This window comes from Streptomyces sp. NPDC005435 (assembly GCF_040703155.1).
Taxonomy (GTDB): Bacteria; Actinomycetota; Actinomycetes; order Streptomycetales; family Streptomycetaceae; genus Streptomyces.
Map to the genome: position 1 here is coordinate 43119 of NZ_JBEXEQ010000027.1, position 22077 is coordinate 65195.

The 22077-nt window shown below is 71.9% G+C and carries 23 protein-coding genes; 12 read left to right on the forward strand and 11 right to left on the reverse strand.

From position 1 onward, the window contains the following. Window positions 1-85 precede the first annotated feature (85 nt). The gene (locus AB0898_RS28210; protein WP_366805830.1) at window positions 86-430 is read right to left on the reverse strand and encodes a helix-turn-helix transcriptional regulator; all 345 of its coding nucleotides are present in this window, start codon (window positions 428-430) and stop codon (window positions 86-88) included. Window positions 431-522: 92 nt separating this feature from the next. Here AB0898_RS28210 and AB0898_RS28215 point away from each other — a divergent pair, with 92 nt between their 5' ends. Beyond that, the gene (locus AB0898_RS28215; protein ID WP_366805831.1) at window positions 523-1500 is read left to right on the forward strand and encodes a zinc-binding dehydrogenase; all 978 of its coding nucleotides are present in this window, start codon (window positions 523-525) and stop codon (window positions 1498-1500) included. A 55-nt stretch (window positions 1501-1555) separates the two neighbouring features. Continuing rightward, window positions 1556-1984 carry a VOC family protein gene (locus AB0898_RS28220; RefSeq protein ID WP_366805832.1) on the forward strand — a complete coding sequence of 143 codons (429 nt, stop codon included), beginning with the start codon at window positions 1556-1558 and terminating at the stop codon, window positions 1982-1984. 42 nt (window positions 1985-2026) lie between these two features. Here AB0898_RS28220 and hemC read toward each other — a convergent pair whose 3' ends face one another. Then, on the reverse strand, window positions 2027-2953 hold the full coding sequence (gene hemC / locus AB0898_RS28225; protein ID WP_366805833.1) for a hydroxymethylbilane synthase: 927 nt from the start codon (window positions 2951-2953) through the stop codon (window positions 2027-2029). A gap of 464 nt (window positions 2954-3417) precedes the next feature. On the opposite strand from hemC, the gene AB0898_RS28230 reads away from it, so the two are divergent. Then, complete coding sequence (locus AB0898_RS28230) at window positions 3418-4119, forward strand: TNT domain-containing protein (protein ID WP_366805834.1); 702 nt, start codon at window positions 3418-3420, stop codon at window positions 4117-4119. A gap of 140 nt (window positions 4120-4259) precedes the next feature. Here AB0898_RS28230 and adh read toward each other — a convergent pair whose 3' ends face one another. From adh to xylB, 5 genes are all read right to left on the reverse strand, one after another. After that, window positions 4260-5783, reverse strand: coding sequence for an aldehyde dehydrogenase (gene adh / locus AB0898_RS28235; RefSeq protein ID WP_366805835.1), 1524 nt, complete (start codon window positions 5781-5783; stop codon window positions 4260-4262). 56 nt (window positions 5784-5839) lie between these two features. Continuing rightward, a complete protein-coding gene (locus AB0898_RS28240; protein ID WP_366805836.1) occupies window positions 5840-7174 on the reverse strand; it encodes a GAF domain-containing protein in 1335 nt (444 codons plus the stop codon). A 79-nt stretch (window positions 7175-7253) separates the two neighbouring features. Then, on the reverse strand, window positions 7254-7856 hold the full coding sequence (locus tag AB0898_RS28245) for an N-acetylmuramoyl-L-alanine amidase (RefSeq protein ID WP_366805838.1): 603 nt from the start codon (window positions 7854-7856) through the stop codon (window positions 7254-7256). Window positions 7857-8329: 473 nt separating this feature from the next. Continuing rightward, window positions 8330-9538: an ROK family transcriptional regulator gene (locus tag AB0898_RS28250; protein ID WP_366805839.1), complete on the reverse strand. Its 1209-nt coding sequence runs from the start codon at window positions 9536-9538 to the stop codon at window positions 8330-8332. A 111-nt stretch (window positions 9539-9649) separates the two neighbouring features. Continuing rightward, the gene (gene xylB, locus AB0898_RS28255) at window positions 9650-11095 is read right to left on the reverse strand and encodes a xylulokinase (protein WP_366805840.1); all 1446 of its coding nucleotides are present in this window, start codon (window positions 11093-11095) and stop codon (window positions 9650-9652) included. A gap of 208 nt (window positions 11096-11303) precedes the next feature. On the opposite strand from xylB, the gene xylA reads away from it, so the two are divergent. Both xylA and AB0898_RS28265 read left to right on the forward strand, forming a co-directional pair. Then, window positions 11304-12470, forward strand: coding sequence for a xylose isomerase (gene xylA, locus AB0898_RS28260; RefSeq protein ID WP_366805841.1), 1167 nt, complete (start codon window positions 11304-11306; stop codon window positions 12468-12470). Between the two features lie 189 nt (window positions 12471-12659). Continuing rightward, window positions 12660-12842, forward strand: a complete 183-nt coding sequence (locus AB0898_RS28265) for a hypothetical protein (protein WP_366805842.1) — start codon at window positions 12660-12662, stop codon at window positions 12840-12842. Window positions 12843-12957: 115 nt separating this feature from the next. Here the strand turns inward: AB0898_RS28265 and AB0898_RS28270 are convergent, their stop codons facing one another. Then, on the reverse strand, window positions 12958-13797 hold the full coding sequence (locus AB0898_RS28270) for a hypothetical protein (protein ID WP_366805843.1): 840 nt from the start codon (window positions 13795-13797) through the stop codon (window positions 12958-12960). Between the two features lie 140 nt (window positions 13798-13937). Then, entirely contained in the window at window positions 13938-14237 is a 300-nt protein-coding gene (locus tag AB0898_RS28275; protein WP_366805844.1) for a hypothetical protein, read from the reverse strand. Between the two features lie 95 nt (window positions 14238-14332). Between AB0898_RS28275 and AB0898_RS28280 the strand changes: the two genes are divergently transcribed. Beyond that, on the forward strand, window positions 14333-15238 hold the full coding sequence (locus AB0898_RS28280) for an oxygenase MpaB family protein (RefSeq protein ID WP_366805880.1): 906 nt from the start codon (window positions 14333-14335) through the stop codon (window positions 15236-15238). Between the two features lie 68 nt (window positions 15239-15306). On the opposite strand, the gene AB0898_RS28285 is transcribed toward AB0898_RS28280, so the two are convergent. Further along, window positions 15307-15906, reverse strand: a complete 600-nt coding sequence (locus tag AB0898_RS28285; protein WP_366805846.1) for a class I SAM-dependent methyltransferase — start codon at window positions 15904-15906, stop codon at window positions 15307-15309. A 174-nt stretch (window positions 15907-16080) separates the two neighbouring features. Between AB0898_RS28285 and AB0898_RS28290 the strand changes: the two genes are divergently transcribed. The 5 genes from AB0898_RS28290 to AB0898_RS28310 all read left to right on the forward strand — a co-directional run bounded on the left by AB0898_RS28290 (window position 16081) and on the right by AB0898_RS28310 (window position 21081). Further along, window positions 16081-16854: an MHYT domain-containing protein gene (locus AB0898_RS28290; RefSeq protein ID WP_366805847.1), complete on the forward strand. Its 774-nt coding sequence runs from the start codon at window positions 16081-16083 to the stop codon at window positions 16852-16854. Window positions 16855-16903: 49 nt separating this feature from the next. Beyond that, on the forward strand, window positions 16904-19420 hold the full coding sequence (locus AB0898_RS28295) for a nitrate- and nitrite sensing domain-containing protein (protein WP_366805848.1): 2517 nt from the start codon (window positions 16904-16906) through the stop codon (window positions 19418-19420). Continuing rightward, on the forward strand, window positions 19417-19854 hold the full coding sequence (locus AB0898_RS28300) for a roadblock/LC7 domain-containing protein (RefSeq protein WP_366805849.1): 438 nt from the start codon (window positions 19417-19419) through the stop codon (window positions 19852-19854). The genes AB0898_RS28295 and AB0898_RS28300 overlap by 4 nt, the downstream gene beginning before the upstream one ends. A 19-nt stretch (window positions 19855-19873) precedes the next feature. Further along, entirely contained in the window at window positions 19874-20287 is a 414-nt protein-coding gene (locus AB0898_RS28305; RefSeq protein ID WP_366805850.1) for a DUF742 domain-containing protein, read from the forward strand. 191 nt (window positions 20288-20478) lie between these two features. Then, complete coding sequence (locus AB0898_RS28310; RefSeq protein ID WP_366805851.1) at window positions 20479-21081, forward strand: ATP/GTP-binding protein; 603 nt, start codon at window positions 20479-20481, stop codon at window positions 21079-21081. A gap of 20 nt (window positions 21082-21101) precedes the next feature. Here the strand turns inward: AB0898_RS28310 and AB0898_RS28315 are convergent, their stop codons facing one another. Further along, the gene (locus tag AB0898_RS28315; protein ID WP_366805852.1) at window positions 21102-21530 is read right to left on the reverse strand and encodes a PPOX class F420-dependent oxidoreductase; all 429 of its coding nucleotides are present in this window, start codon (window positions 21528-21530) and stop codon (window positions 21102-21104) included. A 92-nt stretch (window positions 21531-21622) separates the two neighbouring features. Between AB0898_RS28315 and AB0898_RS28320 the strand changes: the two genes are divergently transcribed. After that, entirely contained in the window at window positions 21623-22036 is a 414-nt protein-coding gene (locus AB0898_RS28320) for a roadblock/LC7 domain-containing protein (protein WP_199582027.1), read from the forward strand. Window positions 22037-22077: the final 41 nt, after the last annotated feature.

The window sequence follows — 22077 nt, forward strand, 5'->3', positions numbered from 1 at the left end:
GATGAGGCGTGGGCACGTCAATGCCGCGCGTGACGAGTGGGGCTACTTCGGGCCGTGCCGTCAACTCATCGGCGTCCGGGCCCTGTTACTCGTTGTCGTCGGCGCGCAGCGTCAGGTCGAGAAGGCCGGGGAAGCGGGCGTCGAACTCCTCGCGGCGCAGCCGGTTGAGCCGCTTGGGGCCCTGGTCGCGCTGCTCGACCAGGCCGGCCTCGCGCAGGACCGAGAAGTGATGGCTCTTGGCGGCCCGCCCGACCGGCACGTCGAAGTTGCTGCAACTGAGCGTCCAGTCGGGCTGCCCGGCCAGATCGCGGATCAGCTGGATGCGCACGGGGTCCGCGAGCGCGGACAGGGCGGTGAGCAGCGGGACGTCGTCGGGGTGTGTGTGCACGGGCGGCTGACGGTGACTCGCGCCCTGAGACCGGTCCGGCATTCCGGTGTCCTCCTCTGTCCACTGTTCGATGAACATCGTACAGTGCTAGTGTTCGCTTCCGGTTGAACACTCATGGGTGGGGGATCCCGCGTATGCGCGCAGTCGAATTCCACGAGTACGGCGGCCCCGAGGTGCTGCGGGCCGTAGAGACGGCGGAGCCCGAGCCGGGACCCGGCCAGGTGGCTGTCGAGGCCGTCTGGGTCGGGGTGAACTTCGCCGACGTGAAGGCGCGGGCCGAGGGGTACCGGGTGCCGTCACTGCCCTACCGCCCGGGGCTCGAAGTCTCCGGGCGTATCCGGGCGGTCGGCGAGGGCGTCGAGAATCTGCGGCCTGGGCAGGAGGTCGCCGCGCTGGTCGACGGAGGCGGCTACGCCGAGATCGTGATCGCCGACGCCACGAGGGTCTTCCCGCTGCCCGACGGACTGGACCCGCGGACCGCGGCCACCCTGCCGACCGTACTGCCGACCGCGCACGCCCTGATCCACGAGGTGGGGCGGCTGCGGGCGGGGGAGAGCGTCCTGGTGCACGGCGCGGCGGGCGGCGTCGGTACGGCGGTCGGACAGCTGGCCAGGGCGGCGGGCGCCGGCGCGGTGTACGGGGTGGCCTCCAGCGAGGCCAAGGCCGACTACGCGCTCAAGCACGGTTACGACGACGTGTTCCGCCCCGGCACCTTCGAGGCCGACGTCCGCCGCGCGACCGGCGGCAGGGGCGTCGACCTGATCCTGGACCCGGTGGGCGGCGACACGCTGCGCCGGGGCCTGGAGGCGCTGGCCGTCTTCGGTCGCCTGGTGTCGTTCGGCAACGCCGGCGGCGCCGAGCCGTGGCGCGCCGGGCAGGGCGAACTGTATCCGCGGGGTCTCTCCGTCGGGGGCTTCTCCGTGCTCGGCCTCGCCCAGACCGCCCCCGACGCCCTGCGCGCGCTGACCGAACGCGCCCTGCGCACCGTCCGCGACGGGACGGTCGTCCTGCCCGTCACGGCCGAGTTCCCCCTGTCGGACGCGGCCGGTGCGCACCGGCTCATCGGTGGACGCACGTCCACGGGCAAGCTGCTGCTGCGCGTCTCCGACTGACCGCGGACCCGTACCCGCCGGCCCGACAGCCGAGTCACTCTCATGTGGAGCGTGGATGTCGTCGATCAAACAGTTCCAAGTCACCTTCGACTGCGCGGAGCCCCAGCGCGTCGCACGCTTCTGGTGCGAGGTGTTGGGGTACGTCGCACCACCGCCACCTGCGGGATTCGCCACCTGGGACGCCTACGACCGCTCCCAGCCCCCGGAGGAGCGGAGCTCCTGGTTCGCCTGCAGCGACCCTTCCGGAGTCGGCCCGCGTCTGTACTTTCAGCGTGTTCCCGAAGGCAAGGTCGTCAAGAACCGGGTGCATCTCTGCGTGCGCGTCGGCACCGGTCTCGTGGGCGAGGAGCGCCTGGCCGCGCTCGAAGCGGAGTGCGCCCGGCTGATCCCGCACGGGGCGGTCCGCGTGCGGCTGCTGTACGACGGCAACGACTCGTGCATCGTGATGCAGGACGTCGAGGGCAACGAGTTCTGTATCGACTGAGCGTGTTGCGGCGCGCATCGGCGCTGGCCGGCGTGTGGCGGTTCAGGCGCGCCGGGAGGCGGCGAGGACCTCGTCCGCGCCCTGGCTGACGAGGTCCTCGGCCACGGCGCGGCCGACCTCCTCCGGGACACCTCCCACCCCCTCGGCGCCGAGAACGACGGAACCGTCCGGGGCGTACACCCGCGCCGCCAGGCGCACTTCGCCCGAGGCGCCGGCGGTGGCATGCCCGGCGATCGGCGCGTGACAGTGCCCGGCGAGCGCGCGCAGCAGCGTCCGCTCCGCGACGGCCGCACGGGTCGCACCGGCGTCCACGAGCGGGGCGAGGACCGCGCGGGCCGCCTCGTCGTCCGCCCAGATCTGCAGGGCCAGCTGGCCGGCGCCCAGGGCAGGCATCATCCGGTGCGCGTCGAGCACCTCCGTCGCCTCCGCCTCCCGCCCGATCCTCCGCAGCCCCGCTCCGGCGAGGATGACGGCATCGACGGCATCGCCCGCGTGGGCCAGAGCGAGACGGGTGTCCGCGTTGCCCCGTACCGGGACCAGCTTCAAGTGCGGGTGCGAGGCGGTGAGCTGAGCGATCCGGCGCGGCGCGGAGGTGCCCACGCGGGTGCCGGCCGGCAGGTCGTCCAGCCTCCGCCCGCCGGGATCGACCAGAACGTCCCGCACATCGTCCCGCCGCGGATACAGGCACACCATCCCCTCGGGCTCCGGGCTGTCCCCGGGCATGTCCTTCGTACAGTGCAGCGCGAGATCCGCCCGCCCGTCGAGCACGGCGCGTGTCACCGCACTGGTGAACACCGCCTTGCCACCCACCTCGGCCAACGGCCCGGCCCAGCGATCCCCCACGGTACTGACGGGAACGAACTCCGCCACCACCCCGGGCGCGCTCCGCTCGATCTCCCCCACCAACCACCGCACCTGCGCGGTGGCCATCGCCGAAGTCCTGCTCGCGATCCGGATGCGCTGTGTCATACCGGACGACTCTAGGACCGCGCGCGGGGTGCTCATGCCGACAGAGTGTCTGCGCCTCGGGGGACATGGGGGTGCCCCTCGGCCCGGCGTCTGGCGAGGCCGAACAGATCGTGGGCCCGAGAGCTGGGCCCAGCCACCTACGCGGCCCAGCACGCGGCGACCAACGCGCAGGGGCAAGCCGAGACTCAGCACCGCGTCGACCCCGGACCGACCCCGACCCGACCACGGACCGACCCCGACCCGACCCTGGCAACCCGCACGGCGGCCTCCTCACCGACCCCACCTCGGCTCACCACGACTCCGCCGCCCGGGTTGCTTCGCTGCGCCGTTCGGAGGTCTTTCCGGCCGCACCATCCCGGCGACATGTTCCCCTGCCCGCCACTAATGGCTCCGTCACGGGCACCGCCCGTGTGCCCGGTGCCGTGCGGCGGCACCGGTTGAGAAGGGACAGGGAAGAGACTCGGATGAAGCTACTGCGTCGCCTCGTGGTGGGCGCGCTCACGTCGCCGCTCCTGCTGATCGGTCTCGCACCGGGCCCCGTCGAGGCCGCCGGCGCCCGCGCCGGGGCCGCCGGCGTGGCCGGGCAGAGCTGCCCGACCGCCCACCGGTCGGCCGGTACGACCACCGCCCCGCCGACCGGGCTGGAGACGTACTACCGCGACGACTGGCGGCTCGGCCCCAGCCGCCTGCCCCGCACCGGGCCGGTCGCCCGGATGCTGCGCGGCTGGAAGCCGCAGGACGGCACCTCGCAGTACTGGTTCCTGGGCTGCTACTGGCAGACCGACCAGCAGAACAAGTCCGGCTGGTGGTACCCGGACAACAACGGCTTCGTCCTGCGCGACGGCCGCCCGGTGCAGGAGACCAAGAGGCTGAGGGTGGGCCAGATGGTCGACCTGTTCGGCAGCGGCCGGGGCAACTTCCTGGCCCCGCAGGGCACCCCGTACAACCGGCGCGCGATCCCGCCGACCAACCTCGACGAGTACAACGCGTCGGACCCGGCGTACAACTACCACCTCTACAAGGTGGTCAAGTCCTTCACCGTGCAGGCCGGCCCGATCCGTCCGTGGTTCGGACAGCCCGGACTCGGCACGCAGTACGTGACGAGCACGACGATCCCGAACCTCCTGACCGCCGGAAACCTGAAGGAGGTCACCCCGGCAACCTGACCCCACCCTGCCCCGACCGCCCCGCGCCATCCCGTGCGCGGGGCGTCCCGCTCCGGACCGCGTTCCGCCTCGTGACGCCGGAGCATCAGAAGGGCGCCGATCGGGCAACGCGCTTGATCAGGCGCCCTTCTACGTGCCTCCTAGAAGAAGCCGAGCTTCTTCGGCGAGTACGACACGAGCATGTTCTTCGTCTGCTGGTAGTGCTCCAGCATCATCTTGTGCGTCTCGCGGCCGATGCCGGACTGCTTGTAGCCGCCGAAGGCCGCGTGGGCCGGGTAGGCGTGGTAGCAGTTGGTCCAGACGCGGCCTGCCTGGATGGTGCGGCCGGCGCGGTAGGCGGTGTTGATGTCGCGGGTCCAGACACCGGCACCGAGGCCGTACAGGGTGTCGTTGGCCAGCTTCATGGCGTCGTCGAAGTCGTCGAACGACGTGACCGAGACGACCGGGCCGAAGATCTCCTCCTGGAAGATCCGCATACGGTTGTCGCCCTCGAAGATGGTCGGCTGGACGTAGTAACCCCCCTTCAGCTCGCCGTCGTACTCGATGCGTTCGCCGCCGGTGAGTACCCTCGCGCCCTCCTGACGGCCGATGTCCAGGTAGGAGAGGATCTTCTCCAGCTGGTCGTTGGACGCCTGGGCGCCGATCATCGTCTCGGTGTCGAGGGGGTGCCCGGGCTTGATGAGTTCGGTGCGGGCGACGGCGGCCTCGACGAACTCGGCGTAGTGCCCGCGCTGGACGAGCGCACGGGACGGGCAGGTGCACACCTCGCCCTGGTTGAGGGCGAACATCGTGAAGCCCTCAAGCGCCTTGTCACGGAAGTCGTCGTCGTGCAGCCACACGTCGTCGAAGAAGATGTTGGGCGACTTGCCGCCGAGTTCCAGGGTGACCGGCTTGATGTTCTCCGAGGCGTACTGCATGATCAGCCGCCCGGTCGTCGTCTCACCGGTGAACGCCACCTTCGCCACGCGGGGGCTGGACGCCAGCGGCTTGCCCGCCTCCACGCCGAAGCCGTTGACGATGTTCAGCACGCCCGGCGGCAGCAGGTCGGCGATCAGGCTCATCCAGAAGTGGATGGACGCCGGGGTCTGCTCGGCCGGCTTGAGGACGACCGCGTTGCCCGCGGCGAGGGCCGGGGCGAGCTTCCACGCCGCCATCAGGATCGGGAAGTTCCACGGGATGATCTGGGCGACCACGCCGAGCGGCTCGTGGAAGTGGTACGCCACGGTGTCGTCGTCGATCTCCCCGAGGGAGCCCTCCTGCGCGCGGATCGCCCCCGCGAAGTACCGGAAGTGGTCGATGGCGAGCGGGATGTCGGCGGCCAGCGTCTCACGGACCGGCTTGCCGTTCTCCCAGGTCTCGGCCACCGCCAAGGCCTCCAGATTGGTCTCCATGCGGTCGGCGATCTTCAGCAGGATGTCCGAACGCTCCGTCACCGACGTCCGGGCCCAGCCGGGCCACGCCGCGTGCGCCGCGTCGAGCGCCCGCTCGACGTCCTCGGCCGTGCCGCGCGCGATCTCGGTGAACGGCTGCCCGTTGACCGGCGACGGGTTGTCGAAGTACTGGCCGCGCGCCGGCGGAACGTACTCACCGCCGATGAAGTGGTCGTAGCGCGGCTGGTAGGAGACGATCGAGCCCTCGGAGCCCGGCGTCGCGTATCGGGTCATGCTGCTCTGCCTCCCGGTGAAGTGCCGCCCGCCGTTGGACAGCTCTCGTGACGAACCTAGACGGGCGGACGTTGCAAATATGTTGCGTTGCTGGTCAGCACGGGTGTGCGGGCTCGGGGTGGCCGTCGGACCGCAGCGGCGGGGGCGGCCAGTTCGGCCTCCAGCGCCGCGAGCCGCGCCCTCACCGGAGCCGTCGGCCGGACCGCCGCCAGCGCCCGCCACACCAGGAGATCGGCCTCGCCCCAGGGTGCGTGCGCCCAGTCGGCGAGCAGATCCGGATCGCTGTGCGTGATCAGCGCCGTCCTCAGGGCGGCGGCGAGTCGCCGCCGGAGCCGAACGACCGCGGGCGCCTGCGAACCCGGCAGCAGCGGACCCCGGTAGGCCCTGCACGCCGCCGTCAGCGCTCCCGCCTCCAGTCTGCGTTCCACCACGGCGACATCGGACTCCACCGGCGCCGTCAGCCGGTACGGGCGTGAGGCCAGGAGCCCCGGTGTCAGCAGCCGGCGCAGCCGGGCCAGTTCGGCGCGCAGCGTCACCGGCGTCACCGACTCGTCCGCGTACAGCGCGCACAGCAGCTCGTCACCGGTCAGGCCCTCGGGGTGACGGGCCAGCAGCACGAGGATCTCGCTGTGCCGTCGGCTGAGCCCGATCCGCTGCCCGCCGCCCAGGCGGAGCTGCGCCTCGTCACGGCCCAGCGCGCTCAGGAACGGAGCGTCCTCGGCCTTGCGGGGCGGCGCGAGGAGGGCCAGCTGTGATTCGGCCGCCCGTGCCACCGCCTGCACGAAGCCCAGGCTGTGCGGGTGTGCCAGCCGGTCCCCGCCGGTGATGTCGACGGCGCCGAGGACCCGCCCGGTTCGGGGATCGTGCACCGGTGCGGCCGCGCACGTCCATGGCTGCACGCGCCGTATGAAGTGCTCGGCCGAGAAGACCTGGACCGGCCGGTCCACGGCCACGGCGGTGCCGGGCGCGTTCGTCCCGACGGCCGTCTCCGACCAGCGGGCGCCCGGCACGAAGTTCATCCGGTCCGCCTGGCGCAGGGTCGCCGGATGCCCCTCGACCCACATGAGTCTGCCGTGCGCGTCGCACACCGCCAGCAGATGCTCGCCGTCGGCGGCGAACGTGCCCAGCAGCTCTCTGAACAACGGCATCACCCGGGCCAGTGGGTGCTCGGCGCGATAGACGCCCAGGTCGCCGTCGGTCAGCTCCACGCTCGCCGTCCCGTCGACCCGCACACCCGCGCGTGCGCTGCGGCGCCAGGACTCCGCGACCACCGGCCGCACCCGCTGCGGCACCGTGCCCGCCGTGGTGAACTTCTCGTGCGCCTGGCGCAGCGACCTGACCCGCTCGGCCGGGTCGGCCCCCGGCTCCAGGGCCACCCACTGATCGGTCAACTCGTCCTCCCCGGACGGTGGAACAGCTGGGAGCATCGTCACGCGCGGTGCCGACGCGGACAACCGGCATGACGTGGGACTAGGCGAAATTGACCAGTCTGATGTAGCGGATCCAGTCCCAGTACACGCCCGGGTCGGTGTGATCGGTGCCGGGCACCTCGTAGTGGCCGATGATGTGCTCCCTGTCTCTCGGGATGCCGTACTTGGCGCAGATCGCCGCCGTCAGCCGCGCGGACCGTTCGTAGAGCGCGTTCGTGAAGTAGAAGGGCTGATCGACCCAGCCCTCGTGCTCGATGCCGATGCTGCGGGTGTTGTAGTCCCAGTTGCCCGCGTGCCAGGCGATGTCGGACTCCCGGACGCACTGGGCGATGAGACCGTCCCCGGAGCGGACGACGTAGTGCGCGGACACCTGCTTCTCCGGGTTGCTGAAGACGTTCAGTGCGCCGGTGAAGGTCTCCTGGGTGACGTGGATGATCACACGGTCGATCGTGTAGGCGGAAGGGCGGCTGGAAACGGTGTAGTTGGCGCTGCTCGCGGGATGCCATTCCCCGTCGGGATAGTCCAGGGCGGGCTGCGCGCTCGCCTGGGGGCCGGGCAGCAGCGCGTAGGGGACGGCGGCCAGTGCCGTGCCCTTCAGGAGTCCGCGTCGGCTGAGGTGATGAAGGGCCCGCTTCTTTTCCATCGTCCGATGCCTTTCTGAAGGTGGGAGATCGGGCACAGCCGATCGGAGGACGGCTGTCGGAACCGGCGCCGGCCGCGTACCGAGGTCACGCCCGCCCGCCGTGAACGCCGCACACGCGAACGACTGTCACGTGTGTATCCCCGCCGCGTGCGAGCAGTTCAGTGCCACGCGCGGCGCCCGAGGGGATTGGGCCTCCCGGGTTGCCCGGCGGCACGCGTCCGGCTCACCGGAGTACCTGTGCCGCCAGACGCGTGTCGCCCTCGGCGCCACGCATGCGCGTTCTTCGTACGGAGGGGGACACGCCGGGCTGGTCCGGCGGTTGCGCCTCGTGTGAATCACGGTACGGCGAGGGCGAGTTGCGCAGAAGGCCGAGCGACGTTTCCGTGGACGAGGCAGGGGTTGTGGACAACTCCGCCGCCTGAACGAGTGAGTTTCGGCAGTCCCGCACCGGGCACCGAATGGCGAACTCGAGGTCAGACCCGTTCCGCCACGACCGCAGGATCGTCCAGCACCGCTCGCACCACGGCGTGGGCCGCGCCGAGCAGTGGACCCTCCGGACCGAGCGTGGACACGGTGACCGGGCAGGCCGGGCCGGCCGTGCGACCTCGCAACTCCGCCTCCAGCGAGGGCAGGAGCCAGGGTGAGAGGCCGGCGAGGGCCCCGCCGAGGACGACCGTGTCGGGATCGAGGAGGTTGACGGCTCCGGTCAGGGAGATGCCCAGCGCCGTACCGGCGTCGCTCAGGGCGGTGCGTACGGCATGGTCGCCCGATTCGGCGCGCTCCGCGAGCAGCCCGAGCAGTTCCCCGTGCGGCTCGATGCCGGCCGCGCGCCGGACCGCCTCCTCACCCGCGTACTGCTCCAGACAGCCCCGGCCGCCGCAGGGGCAGTCGGGCCCGTCGGGCCGGACCGGCACATGGCCCAGTTCGCCCGCGAATCCGCGCGTCCCGCGCAGCAGGTCGCCGTCCACGACGACCGCCGCGCCGATGCCGATCTCCGCCGACACGTGCAGGAAGTCCGGGGGCGTACCGGCACCGAGCCACAGTTCCGCGAGAGCGCCGAAATTGGCCTCGTTGTCCACGCGCGGGGACAGGTCCGCGGGCAGCAGGGCGCCGAGGTCGGTGTCCTGCCAGCCGAGGTTCGGCGCGCGGACGACCGTGCGCCCGTCGCGCGCGATCAGCCCGGGTACGGCCACCGCGAGCCCCGCGGCCCACAGGCCCTCCCGTTCCGCCTCGGCCACCACCTGGCCGATCAGCTCCGTGAGTTCTTCCGTCACCGGTTCGGGAGCACGCCCCCGGTTCGAGCCGTGGCGCACCGCCCGGGCGCGCACCCGGCCGCGCAGGTCGACGGCGCACACGGCGAGATGGTCCACGCCGACCTCGGCGCCGATGCCCGCGGGGCCGCGACCGCTCACCGCGAGCGCCGACCCGGGGCGGCCCACGCGACCCGGCCGCTCGGGGCCCAGTTCCTCCAGGAGCTCCCAGCGGATCAGGTCGTCGACCATGGTCGAGACGGCCGCCCGGGTCAGACCGATGTGCGAGGCGACCGCGGCCCGCGACAGCGGACCCTCCGCGCTGACGGCGTGCATGACGCGCCCCAGGTTGCGCCGGCGTATGCCGTGCTGGGTGTCCGGCAGCGCACGCCCCGTCCTCGGCGGGCGCGCGTCGGGCAGCGGTGCGGTCATGCCTCCGTCGTTTCCTCGGTGTCCTTCGTACCGCCGGTCCATGGTGTCCCGCCGGTTCATGGCGTCCATGGTGGGCCGTCGGTACGCGGGTTCGCGAACGAGCCGTTCCGCTCAGCCGCGTTCCGTACCCCGCTCCAGCAGCGGGGCCGCGTCGGAGAGTACCCCGGAGATCCGGGTGAGGGCGGCCTCGTCCCGCTCCACGGGGTCCAGCACCGGGCCGGCCGCCGTGTTCCAGCGGCGGGCCACCGCCGCGGGGTCCTCGCCGGTCAGCAGGCCCGCCGCCTGGGCGGCGGCGCCGAGCGCGACCAGCTCCCTGGCCTCGGGGATCTGGACCGGCCGGCCCGACAGCCTGCGCACCGTCTGCCGCCAGGCGGTGCCGCGCGCGCCGCCTCCGATCAGCAGCAGGGGAGTGGTGCGGTCGGCGTCCTGGTCCAGCACCAGGTCCAGGGCGCCGAGCAGGGAGTGCACCGCGCCGTCGTAGGCGGCCTGGAGCAGCTGACCGGCGGTCGTGTCGTGACGCAGCCCGTGCAGCAGCCCGGAGGCGTGCGGCAGATTCGGGGTGCGCTCGCCGTCCAGATACGGCAGCAGCGTGACCGAGGTGTCCGGCTCCACGGCCTCGCGGTCCAGGCCCAGCAGAGCGGCGATCCGGTCCACCGCGAGCGTGCAGTTGAGGGTGCAGGCCAGCGGCAGCCAGTCCCCATGGGCGTCGGCGAAACCGGCGACGGTACCGGTCGGGTCGGCGGGCCGGTGCCGGGAGACGGCGTACACCGTGCCCGAGGTGCCGAGGCTGAGCACCGGGGTGCCCGGACGCAGTCCCAGGCCGAGTGCGGCGGCCGCGTTGTCGCCCGTGCCCGGCGCGACCAGCGTTCCCTTGGAGAACGGCAGATCATGGCCGTCGCGAACGGTGCCGGCCACCTCGCCGGGCCGCACCACACGAGGCAGCAGCGCCGGGTCGAGGCCCACGTGGGCCAGGGTCTCCTCGTCGTACGTCTCCGTCCCGGACGCCCACCAGCCCGTGCCGGAGGCGTCGCCCCGGTCGGTGGTGCCCTGACCGGTGAGGCGTTCGGTGAGGTAGTCGTGGGGGAGCCGCACCGCCCTGGTGGCACGGACGGCCTCGGGCTCGTGCTCGGCCAGCCATGCCCACTTCGTCACCGTGAACGAGGGGCCCGGCACGCTTCCCGTGCGCTCCGCCCAGGCCTTCGGACCGCCCAGCTCGTCCACGAGGCGGCGGGCCTGCGGCGCCGAGCGGACGTCGTTCCACAGCAGCGCGGGGCGTACCGGCTCACCCCGTCCATCCAGGGTCACCAGGCCGTGCTGCTGGCCGCCGATCGACACGGCCGCCGCCTCGCGCGCCGCGTCGCCGCACTGGTGCAGCGCCTCGCACAGGGCCTCCCACCACTGACGGGGATCGCTCTCCCGGCCCTCGCCGGAGGACACCGTGTGGGGCGCCTGACCGCTCGCCACCACCTCTCCGGTGGCCGCGTCGACGACCAGCGCCTTCGTGGACTGCGTGGACGTGTCCACGCCCACGACGAGCGGACCCTCGGCTGCTGACATCGGGCTCTCCTCTTCCGCGGCTCTGCGGGGCGGACGGCGAAAGGGCCCGGCGCCGGCACGGCTCGCGCTTCCCGCCGAACGCCGCACGGCACCTGTCGAAGGCCCGCCTCGCTGTCCAAGACACCTTGTCTCTTCACAGAGATGTGTTCGCATACTAATTTGTAAACGGCCATGACGAAATAGCCGTGTGCAGCGAAGGAGCCGCGACATGAGTTACCAGCCCACCCCCGAGGACAGGTTCACCTTCGGTCTGTGGACCGTCGGCTGGCAGGGCAAGGACCCCTTCGGCGACGCCACCCGCCGTGCCCTCGACCCGGTCGAGACGGTCCAGCGCCTGGCCGAGCTGGGCGCGTACGGGGTCACCTTCCACGACGACGACCTGATCCCGTTCGGCGCTTCGGAGACCGAGCGCGAGTCACACGTGAAGCGCTTCCGGCAGGCTCTGGACGCCACCGGCATGGCCGTGCCGATGGCCACCACCAACCTCTTCACGCACCCGGTCTTCAAGGACGGCGGGTTCACCGCCAACGACCGCGACGTGCGCCGTTACGCCCTGCGCAAGACCATCCGCAACATCGACCTCGCCGTGGAGCTCGGCGCGCGGACCTACGTCGCCTGGGGCGGCCGCGAGGGTGCCGAGTCCGGTGGGGCCAAGGACGTCCGGAACGCGCTGGACCGGATGAAGGAGGCGTTCGACCTCCTCGGCGAGTACGTCACCTCGCAGGGGTACGACATCCGCTTCGCCATCGAGCCCAAGCCGAACGAGCCGCGCGGCGACATCCTGCTCCCGACCGTCGGCCACGCCCTCGCGTTCATCGAGCGTCTGGAGCGGCCCGAGCTGTACGGCGTCAACCCCGAGGTGGGGCACGAGCAGATGGCCGGGCTCAACTTCCCGCACGGCATCGCCCAGGCCCTGTGGGCGGGCAAGCTCTTCCACATCGACCTCAACGGCCAGTCGGGCATCAAGTACGACCAGGATCTGCGCTTCGGCGCGGGCGACCTCCGGTCCGCCTTCTGGCTCGTCGACCTGCTGGAGAGCGCCGGGTACGACGGTCCCCGCCACTTCGACTTCAAGCCGCCGCGGACCGAGGACCTCGACGGGGTGTGGGCGTCGGCGGCCGGCTGCATGCGCAACTACCTCATCCTGAAGGACCGCGCCGCCGCCTTCCGGGCCGATCCGGAGGTCCAGGAGGCCCTGCGCGCCTCGCGCCTCGACCAGCTCGCCCAGCCGACGGCGGCGGACGGCCTGGACGCGCTGCTCGCCGACCGCACCGCGTTCGAGGACTTCGACGTCGAGTCCGCCGGTGCGCGCGGCATGGCCTTCGAGCGGCTGGACCAGCTGGCGATGGATCACCTGCTCGGTGCGCGGGGCTGAAGTACCCGTGGCGGGCTGAAATACGGGTGCGTACCCGAATTCCGCCCTCGTAGTCCCTTAAGAGCCCCCGAGATCGCGTCTCAGGGGCTCCTCAGGGATGTCTCAGGGGCGGAGGCCGGAACCGCGGGGCCCGCAGGGCCGTTTTCAGTGCAGAGAGCGGCAATGGCTGCGACGAAGGAGGCGGCGCTCATGTCCAGGAACGCGAAGATCGCGGTGGGTGGTCTGGCCGTCGGGCTGATCTTGCTGATATGGCTGCCCTGGTGGGTGGCGCTTCTGGTCGTCGTGGGAGTCCCGGCCGCGGCCTATCTGGCGCTGGACCCCTCGCAGCGTCGGAGGCTCCGCCGGGTCACGCGAAAGGAGCTGGGCCGCTGACGCGAGCCGCGCCGATCCCCTCACCCGGCCGGCCGTGGGCGGACCGGGCACTGGAGGCCGCGCTCGCGCGGGTGGCGCGGTTCCTCCTGTGCCGTCGGGAGTGTCCGCCGCCGGATCAGTTGGGCCGGACGGCCATCTTGTCCAGCGCCTCCAGCAGGTCGGGAAGCTCCGGACCACGGCCCACCGGCAGCACCTCGCCGGGTTTGTCGTCGAGGAGGACGAAGGCGATGTCATCGGTGCGGGCCACGATCGACCAGCCGGGGCCGTCGGCGCGCAGCGTCCGGGCGTCTCCGGGGGCGAACGCCGAACGCACCCGGCCGAGGGGCGGAGGTGAGTCGAGGTACGCGCGTGCCTCCGCCAGCACGCGCCGGACTCCCGAATCCCCGTTTCTCGGCTTGCGTTCCTCGGCAGGGGGCGCGGCTTCCGTCTCTTCGCCCGAGCCGTTCGGCGCGGCGAAGGCCCCGTCCGGCAGCTGGCTCCGCCAGGTCGACCACTGGAGCGCGATCTCGTCGGCTCCGAGACGACGCTGCGCCGGTCCCCAGATCGTGGCGTCGGGCGGCACGAGCGGCGCCATGCCCCCGTCCTCGGGGGACGGATCGTGCGGCGCGGGCACATCGGGCGCCGCGACGGCGACGGCGAGAGGCCAGCCGGGCAGTGCCGCCACGATCGACCGCTCGTCCGGCGAGAGGTCGTACTCCATACCGCAGTCCCACGACGCGATGGCCACGGCGACCAGCGACACGTCGTCGATCACGGCCGTCCAGCGGGCCCCCTCGCCGTCCTGTCCCAGCACCAGCCCGTACCCGTCGGCGCACGGCGCGAGTCCCAGCGCCGCGCACGCTTCCGGGTAGTCGTCACCCAGCACGCTGGGGAACTGCGCGGGTGTCAGCAGCACCGCCGTGAGCACGAACAGCGCGTCGCTGGAGGCGACGGTTTCCTCATCCGTCCCGGCCATCTCAGCCTCCCCAGTGGTTCGTCCGTGGCGCGCACCCTAGTGGGCGGAAGAGAGGCTTGTCACGACTGCGCGCACCACGGGGAGCTGCGATTTTCCGCCCGGACGGGGGCGAATCATCCCCTGTCCGTCAGCTCCCTCTTTCACACCGCCGGCAGGCCGAGGAGGTCATGGGCGACCGCACGAGGGGACATGGACCGTTCCCGGGCGAGGGCGACGACGGCACGACACGCCAGCTCGCTGACCCCGAAGGACAGTGCCTCCGGCGACACCCACGCCGACGCCTCGTCCATCCCGTCCTGATCGTCCTCGGCGCGTGCCACCACGTAGGCGGCCGCCGCGTCGAACAAGTTGGGGGTGCGTCGCGATGGCCTCCCCGCGGACTTCACCTGTGCGGAGGTGCTGTGGAACTTGGTCGCGTACCTGCGAATCGCGTCGAACATGCGGACCGCCTCCCCTGACCGGGGTAGTCGCTGATCGAGCATCTGCCGCTGTTCACCGTAGAGTTGGAGATTCGATGGCAGAAGGGGACATGTCTGTGAAACGGTTCGCGCGGCTCCAGGAGATCCGCCGGATGGACCCGGTGGCCGACGCCCACGAGATCTACCGGCTCAGTGCGGCGTTCGAATTCCCCTGGGACTACACGCGGGCGCTGGAACTCGCCCTGTTCCGCACGTACGCCGTCCCGAGCATCGGACGCCTGCTGGCGGAGACGGCAGAGCTGACCGAACGCACGCAGAAGCGGTACGACGACACCTCGCTCCTCCTCGACACCGTCATGGAACACGGCTTCGCCGCCGACCAGGCCCGCACCGCGATCCGCCGTATCAACCAGATGCACCGCGCCTACGACATCAGCGACGACGACATGCGCTACGTCCTCTCCACCTTCGTCGTGATGCCCAGACGCTGGATCGACGCCTACGGCTGGCGACGCCTGTCCCGGCACGAGGTCGTCGCCACCACCGAGTACTACCGCACCTTCGGCCGGCACCTGGGCATCCCCGGCATCCCCGAGACCTATGAGGAGTTCGAGGACCTGCTCGACACCTACGAAGAGACCCACTTCGCCTGGGACGAGCGTTCGCGTCAGGTCTCCGACGCCACGCTCGGCCTGATGACGTCCTGGTACCCCCGCCCCCTCGCACCCCTGCTGCGTACGGCCACGCTCGCGCTGCTCGACGAACCGCTGCTGCGCGCCTTCCGGTACGAGCCACCCGGCGCGGCGGCAACCACGCTCGTACGCCGCGCCGTACGGACGCGCGGCCGGCTGGTCCGGCTGCTGCCGCCCCGCCGCGCTCCGCACTTCGCGCGCCAGAACTGGGAGGTCAGAAGTTACCCGGACGGCTACCGGACCCCCGACCTCGGCACCCGGCCCGTCCCGGGGCTGGGCGGCTGCCCGGTACGGCACGCGCCCACCTCGGCGGCCGACGTGCCGGAGTGAACGGAGGCCGCGAGGAGCCCGGTCGAGCCGGGCACCGCGTCATGCCCACGTGAATCCTTTGGGCCGCCTCAGGATTCACGCACCGCCAGGGCCAGGAAGTGGTCGTCCTCGTCGACGTACGACGTCATGCGCCAGCCCGAACCCGCCAGCAGAGGCCTCAGATTGGGCTCGGCCCGCAGGTCGGCCGGGGTGAGTTCCCGCCCCTGGCGTGCCGCCAGCGCTGCCCGGCCGATGGGGTGGAACAGCGCGAGCAGCCCGCCGGGCCGCACCACACGGGCCAGCTCCCGCAGGTTCTCGGCAGGCTCCGGCAAGTGCGCGATCAGCCCCGCGGCGAAGACGGCGTCCAAGGTCTCCGAGCGCAGGGGCAGCGCGACGACGTCGGCGAGCAGCAGTGCCGCGTCGCGGTCCCGGCCCGCGTCCACCGCGGCCCGCAGCATCGCCGGGGTCAGGTCGGCCCCGATCACCGTCCCGCCGGGCCCGACGGCGGACCGGAGGAACGGCAGCGCGCGTCCCGTACCGCAGCCCGCGTCCAGCACGCGGTCACCCTCGTTCAGTCCGAGACCGGTCACCGCCGCCTCGTAGGCCGGACCGTCGTCGGGGAACCTGCTGTCCCAGCTGGCCGCCCGGGCGCCGAAGAACTCCTGGACGTGTGTGTGGTCGTCACTCATGTTCCGCATGATCTCTCACCGGAACCGATGACGCCGCCGCGCGCATGATCGAGCACGATGCGACCCGTTCGTCACAACTCTGTGTCATGGTGCGACAGCGTTTGCGTCATGTTGTGACACCTTTCGAAACGCGCCCCCTGCGCACGCCCCTGCCCCGGCTAGCGTCCGTTGGCCATGGGACATATGGACCACGCCGCCTTCGGCTGGCTGACCCCCGCACTGTCGTACGCGATGGCCTGCACAGGTGCCGCGCTCGGCCTGCGCTGCACCGTGCGCGCGCTCGCCGCCACCGGACGCGCGCGCCGCAACTGGCTCGTCACGGCGGCCTCCGCGATCGGCACCGGCATCTGGACCATGCACTTCGTGGCCATGCTCGGCTTCCGAGTGAGCGGCACCGACATCCGTTACGACGTGCCCCTGACCATTCTCAGCCTCGTCGTCGCCATGGTCGTCGTCTGCGCCGGCGTCTTCGCCGTCGGCTACAGCAAGGACCGCAACCGGGCGCTCCTCATCGGCGGCCTCACCACCGGTCTCGGCGTCGCCGCCATGCACTACCTCGGCATGGCCGCGGTGAGGCTGCACGGGCACGTCACCTACGACCCCGCCCTGGTCGGCCTCTCGGTGGTGATCGCCGTCGTGGCCGCGACCGCGGCGCTGTGGGCCGGTCTCAACATCAAGTCGCCCCTCGCGGTGACCCTCGCCTCCCTGGTCATGGGCGCGGCCGTCAGCAGCATGCACTACAGCGGGATGTTCGCCGTGAGCGTGCGGGTCGACCCGTCGGGCGCGCCCCTGCCCGGAGCCACGGCGATGCAGTTCATCTTCCCGCTCGCCGTCGGCCTCGGCTCCTACCTGTTCATCACCTCGGCCTTCGTGGCCCTCTCACCCACGGCCGACGAGCGCGCGGCGTCCGCCACCGCCCAACGGCCCGTCGAGAGCGCCGCCCGCTAGCGGGACTCCGGCCCCGGCAGTCCCGAACCACGTCACGAGCGAGGAGGCCATGCGCCCACCCCGAAGCACCACCCAGGCCGCTGCGTCGACGCAGGCCCCGCCCCCGCGACGCGGCCGCCGCGCGCACGCCGGACCGCCGGCCGACGAGCCCCTGGACGCGCTCCTCGACTTCCCGCCGGACCACGTGTCCCCGCGCGCGGGCCGCTGGCACATGCGCCCGCGCACCGTGCGCGCCAAGGTGGTCTGCCTGCTCATGGTGCCCGTCGTCTCCCTGCTCGCCCTGTGGGCGTACGCCACCGTCACCACCGCGCAGGACGTCACCAGGCTGCGCCAGTCGCAGCGCGTGGACGACGAGCTGCGCAGCCCGGTGGCGGCGGCCGTCGCCGCCCTCCAGAACGAACGGACCGCCGCCGTCCGGTACGCGAACGATCCGAGCACCGCCCACGCCGACGACCTCCGCGGCCTGGTCTCCCGCACCGACCGGGCGGTCGCCGCCCTGCGCCTCGGCGACGACAGCACCGTCGCCGCCGGTCAGGAACTGCCCGCCGTCGTCGGCAGTCGCCTGACGGCCTTCGTCACGGACGCCGAGCGGCTGCGCACACTGCGAACGGCCGTGCTCGACCGCACGACCGGCTGGAACCAGACGTACGAGCGGTACACGAAGACCATCGGCAGCGCCTTCGCCGTGGACGGTGCCCTCACCGGCATCCAGCAGTCCGACACCGGCTCCGACGCGCGCGTGCTCCTGGAATTCTCCCGGGCCGCCGAGGCGCTGGCCCAGGAGAACGCCGTCGTCGCCGGCACCCGGCCGGCCACAGCGCTGCGCGGCGAACGGCTGCGGCTGTTCGACGCCGCCGTCACCACCCGCCGTGCCCTGACCGACACGGCCGTCGCGGACCTGCCCGCCGCGCAGCGCGCCGCCTGGAACCGCGTCGCCAGCGACAACGCCTATGTGTCGCTCACGGCCAGCGAGGACGACGTCCTCGCCGCGGGCGGCGACGCCAAGACGGTCGACGCGTCGTCCGGGTCGGCCTGGACCGTCGCGTACACGCGCGTGCGGGAGGGCATGTCCGCTGTCGCGGCGGACACCAGCCGGGAAGTCGCCGGCCGCACCGACCCGTTCGCCGGGGGAGTGTTCAGCCCCGCGGGCGCCGCCGTGCTCTTCGGGTTCGCGGCGGTCGTCGCATCGCTGGTGATCTCCGTCCGCATCGGACGCGGCCTGGTGGTCGAGCTGGTGAGCCTGCGCAACGACGCTCTGGAGATCGCCCGCCGCAAACTTCCCGCGGCCATGCGGAAACTGCGCGCCGGCGAGGAGATCGACATCCGGGCGGAGGCACCCGCCGGGCCCCCGGCCGAGGACGAGACCGGCCAGGTGGCGGAAGCCTTGACGACCGTGCACCGTGCGGCCCTGCGCGCCGCCATGGAGCGCGCCGAACTCGCCAGCGGCATCTCGGGCGTCTTCGTCAACCTCGCCCGGCGCAGCCAGGTCCTGGTACACCGCCAGCTCAGCCTGCTCGACAGCATGGAGCGGCGCTCCGACGACCCGGACGAGCTGAGCGACCTCTTCCGTCTGGACCACCTCACCACACGGATGCGGCGCCACGCGGAAAGTCTGATCATCCTCTCCGGAGCGGCACCCGGCCGCGCCTGGCGCATGCCGGTCTCCCTCACCAACGTGGTCCGCGCCGCGGTGTCCGAGGTCGAGGACTACGCGCGCGTGGAGGTGCGCCAGCTTCCCGCCGCCTCCGTCGTCGGCGCGGCCGTCGCCGACCTCACCCACCTGCTCGCCGAGCTGGTGGAGAACGCGGCCCAGTTCTCGCCGCCCCACACCCGTGTGCGCGTCTCCGGCGAACCCGTCGGCAACGGCTATGTCCTCGAAGTCGAGGACCGGGGGCTCGGCATGGGCCCCGACGTCCTCGCCGACGCCAACCGGCGCATCGAGCAGTCCGAGGCACTCGACCTCTTCGACACCGACCGCCTCGGACTCTTCGTGGTCAGCAGGCTCGCCTTCCGGCACGGCATCAAGGTGCACCTGCGCACCTCGCCGTACGGCGGCACCACCGCCGTCGTCCTGCTGCCCACCGCCCTGGTGCACAACGGCCCCGAGGAACCGGCCGCCGAGGAACCGCCGGCGCTCCAGGAGCCGCGCCCCGAGTACGCGCGCGTGCCCGACGTCCCGACGCCCCCGCCGGCGGTGGCCGCCCCGGCCGACCGTCCCGTCCTGGCCGTCACCGCCCCACCGGCGCCCACTCCGGCGCCCGAACCACCGCTTCCCGGAGTCAGCACCTTGAGGCCGCACCACCCACCGACCGAATCCGAGCCCACGGACGACCTCCCGCGCCGCGTGCGCCAGGCCAACCTCGTCCCCCAGCTCCGGCACCAGCGCCCCGAAGAGGCCGCGCCGGAACCCGAACCCGACGCGGACGACGCGCGCACCCCCGAACTCGTACGCCAGCGAATGGCGGCCTACCGCGACGGATGGACGCGCGGCGGCGGCAGACGGCCCGGCCGCGCCGCCCAGCAGCCCGGAACGGGCAGCGACAGCACCGAAGGAGACCCGGCATGATCCAGAACTCGAACAGAACGGGCGCACAGCGATCCGGTGAACTCGACTGGCTGCTGGACGACCTGGTGACGCGCGTGCACGAGGTGCGCCACGCGGTCGTCCTCTCCAACGACGGCCTGGCCGTCGGCGCCTCCAGCGGCCTCGGCCGGGACGACGCGGAACACCTGGCCGCGGTGGCCTCCGGCTTCAACAGCCTCGCCAAGGGCGCCGGACGGCACTTCGGCGCGGGCGGCGTGCGCCAGACCATGGTGGAGATGGACGACGCCTTCCTCTTCGTGGCGGCCGCGGGCGACGGCTCCTGCCTGGCGGTCCTCACGGCTGTCACCGCCGACATCGGCCTGGTCGCCTACGAGATGGCGCGTCTGGTCAAGCGGGTGGGCGAACACCTCTCCTCGGCTCCGCGCATCGTGGCGCGGCCGTCCGCCGCAGGATGAACCGGAAGGGTCGGCACGGATGACCGAGAACCCGCCAGGCGGCCCGGGGGAGCAGGGCAGCCAGTGGTACGACGGCGAAGCCGGGCCTCTGGTCCGCCCCTACGCCATGACCGGCGGGCGCACCCAGCCCGGCCCGACGGGGGTGGCCTTCGACCTGATCGCGCTCGTCACCCTCGACCCCGCCGCACCCGGCATGGACGACGGGACCGCGCTCGGCCCCGAGCACCGGACCCTGATCGAGCTGTGCCGTACGGAGACGCAGTCGGTCGCCGAACTCGCGGCGGACGCGGACCTCCCGGTCGGCGTGGTCCGGGTGCTCCTCGGCGACCTCCTGGAACTGGGCTGCGTCACGGTCAGCCGTCCCGTTCCCCCGGCCCATCTGCCGGACGAACGGATTCTGCGCGAGGTCATCGAGGGATTGCGGGCGCTGTAGATGAACGTTCACGACCAGCCTGAGGCACGTCCCTACGCCGTTCCATGCGCATCCGGCAACCATTCGGGCAGGAATCAGTCACTTCGAGTGCTTTTCAGTCCGAACGCCCGCAGTGCCACCGGAGTTGTCATGATGCTGACCCCACGCTCCGAGCACGTCGACCGCAGCCGGCCCTCCCGAGAGAAGTGATCATGGCCTCTGAGCACTCCGACGCCGCCGACGACAGCTCCGCCCTGGCGCTGAAGATACTTGTCGCGGGCGGATTCGGCGTCGGCAAGACGACCCTGGTCGGCTCCGTCAGTGAGATCCGGCCGCTGCGCACCGAGGAGATGCTCAGCGAGGCGGGGCGGCTGGTGGACGACACCGGCGGCGTGGACCAGAAGACCACCACGACCGTCGCCATGGACTTCGGCCGCATCACCATCCGCTCCGGCCTGGCCCTCTACCTCTTCGGAACGCCGGGGCAGGACCGGTTCTGGTTCCTGTGGGACGAGCTGTCGCAGGGCGCCCTCGGAGCCGTGGTCCTCGCCGACACCCGCCGCCTCGAGGACTGCTTTCCGGCGGTCGACTACTTCGAGCACCGGCGCATCCCGTTCGTGGTGGCCGTCAACTGCTTCCCCGGTGCCCGTTCCTACGGCGCCCACGAGGTCTCCCGCGCCCTCGACCTCGACTCGGGCACGCCCGTGGTCCTGTGCGACGCGCGGGACCGGGACTCCGGCAAGGAAGTGCTGATCCGCCTTGTCGAGTACGCCGGGCGGATGCACACCGCCAGGCTGCTCGACTCGGTGAGCTGAGTGCCTGCGGGCTGAGGTCCTCAGTCCGTCAGGTCCTTCATCGCGACCACATGGTCGATGGGGACCCTGACCAGCAGTTCACCCGGAACGCCGTTGCGGGCGCCGAACTCCTCGGCCCGCTCCTCGCCCATGTACCGCGCGGCGATCCGGGTGGCCCAGTGCCGGACCTGGTCCAGATCCTCCGTCAGGCGGGCGTCACCGTTGAGCACCACGAAGGAGAAGGGCGGCCGGTCGTCGTCCACGCACAGGGCGACACGGTTGTCACGGGCGAGATTTCGCCCCTTCACCGTCTCGTTCCCGGTGTTGAAAACCAGCTCGTCACCGTCGAGCAGGAACCAGATCGGGGCGATATGGGGGCTCCCATCCGCCCTGACCGTCGCCAGCTTGCCGGTTCGGGTGCCGTACGAGACGAACGCCCGCCATTCCTCGTCGGTCATCTTCTGTGCCATACGCCCATCCTGCTTGCCCGGACGCCGGAGGTGGGGAAGGCTGGCGGATAGATCCTCCGGCCAGGGGGAGAGGTCGCACGGGGAGACGGAACATGGGGCATAACCAAGGACTTGGCTGGCTTCTTGACGATCTGACCGAGCGCGTGGACCACGTTCGGCATGCACTGGTCCTGTCGAACGACGGGCTGGTCACCGGAGCCAGTACGGGACTTCGGCGGGAGGACGCGGAGCACCTCGCCGCCGTGGCCTCCGGGTTGCACAGCCTTGCCAAGGGATCGGGACGGCACTTCGGAGCCGGCCGGGTTCGTCAGACGATGATCGAATTCGACGACGCCGTGCTGTTCGTGACCGCCGCGGGCTCGGGCAGCTGCCTGTGCGTCCTCAGCGGGGCGGAGGCGGACATCGGGCAGATCGCCTACGAGATGACGGTGCTCGTCAACCGGGTCGGAGAACATCTCCAAGTGGATGCCCGCCGACCGGAGCACACCCCAGTGGCAGACCTCTGACCTGCGGGTTTGTTACGCCTGCTGGAGTTATCCACAGGCCT

Bases quoted from the DNA above. Each gene is read 5' to 3' on its own strand.
- AB0898_RS28270 (WP_366805843.1), bottom strand. From the start codon at position 13,797: ATGGCCGGGACGGATGAGGAAACCGTCGCCTCCAGCGACGCGCTGTTC.
- AB0898_RS28245 (WP_366805838.1), bottom strand. From the start codon at position 7,856: ATGGAAAAGAAGCGGGCCCTTCATCACCTCAGCCGACGCGGACTCCTG.
- AB0898_RS28305 (WP_366805850.1), top strand. From the start codon at position 19,874: ATGACCGAGAACCCGCCAGGCGGCCCGGGGGAGCAGGGCAGCCAGTGG.
- adh (WP_366805835.1), bottom strand. From the start codon at position 5,783: ATGACCCGATACGCGACGCCGGGCTCCGAGGGCTCGATCGTCTCCTAC.
- AB0898_RS28275 (WP_366805844.1), bottom strand. From the start codon at position 14,237: ATGTTCGACGCGATTCGCAGGTACGCGACCAAGTTCCACAGCACCTCC.
- AB0898_RS28315 (WP_366805852.1), bottom strand. From the start codon at position 21,530: ATGGCACAGAAGATGACCGACGAGGAATGGCGGGCGTTCGTCTCGTAC.
- AB0898_RS28265 (WP_366805842.1), top strand. From the start codon at position 12,660: ATGTCCAGGAACGCGAAGATCGCGGTGGGTGGTCTGGCCGTCGGGCTG.
- AB0898_RS28250 (WP_366805839.1), bottom strand. From the start codon at position 9,538: ATGACCGCACCGCTGCCCGACGCGCGCCCGCCGAGGACGGGGCGTGCG.
- AB0898_RS28295 (WP_366805848.1), top strand. From the start codon at position 16,904: ATGCGCCCACCCCGAAGCACCACCCAGGCCGCTGCGTCGACGCAGGCC.
- AB0898_RS28215 (WP_366805831.1), top strand. From the start codon at position 523: ATGCGCGCAGTCGAATTCCACGAGTACGGCGGCCCCGAGGTGCTGCGG.
- xylA (WP_366805841.1), top strand. From the start codon at position 11,304: ATGAGTTACCAGCCCACCCCCGAGGACAGGTTCACCTTCGGTCTGTGG.
- AB0898_RS28300 (WP_366805849.1), top strand. From the start codon at position 19,417: ATGATCCAGAACTCGAACAGAACGGGCGCACAGCGATCCGGTGAACTC.
- hemC (WP_366805833.1), bottom strand. From the start codon at position 2,953: ATGACACAGCGCATCCGGATCGCGAGCAGGACTTCGGCGATGGCCACC.
- AB0898_RS28320 (WP_199582027.1), top strand. From the start codon at position 21,623: ATGGGGCATAACCAAGGACTTGGCTGGCTTCTTGACGATCTGACCGAG.
- AB0898_RS28310 (WP_366805851.1), top strand. From the start codon at position 20,479: ATGGCCTCTGAGCACTCCGACGCCGCCGACGACAGCTCCGCCCTGGCG.
- AB0898_RS28290 (WP_366805847.1), top strand. From the start codon at position 16,081: ATGGGACATATGGACCACGCCGCCTTCGGCTGGCTGACCCCCGCACTG.
- AB0898_RS28220 (WP_366805832.1), top strand. From the start codon at position 1,556: ATGTCGTCGATCAAACAGTTCCAAGTCACCTTCGACTGCGCGGAGCCC.
- AB0898_RS28210 (WP_366805830.1), bottom strand. From the start codon at position 430: ATGCCGGACCGGTCTCAGGGCGCGAGTCACCGTCAGCCGCCCGTGCAC.
- AB0898_RS28285 (WP_366805846.1), bottom strand. From the start codon at position 15,906: ATGAGTGACGACCACACACACGTCCAGGAGTTCTTCGGCGCCCGGGCG.
- xylB (WP_366805840.1), bottom strand. From the start codon at position 11,095: ATGTCAGCAGCCGAGGGTCCGCTCGTCGTGGGCGTGGACACGTCCACG.
- AB0898_RS28230 (WP_366805834.1), top strand. From the start codon at position 3,418: ATGAAGCTACTGCGTCGCCTCGTGGTGGGCGCGCTCACGTCGCCGCTC.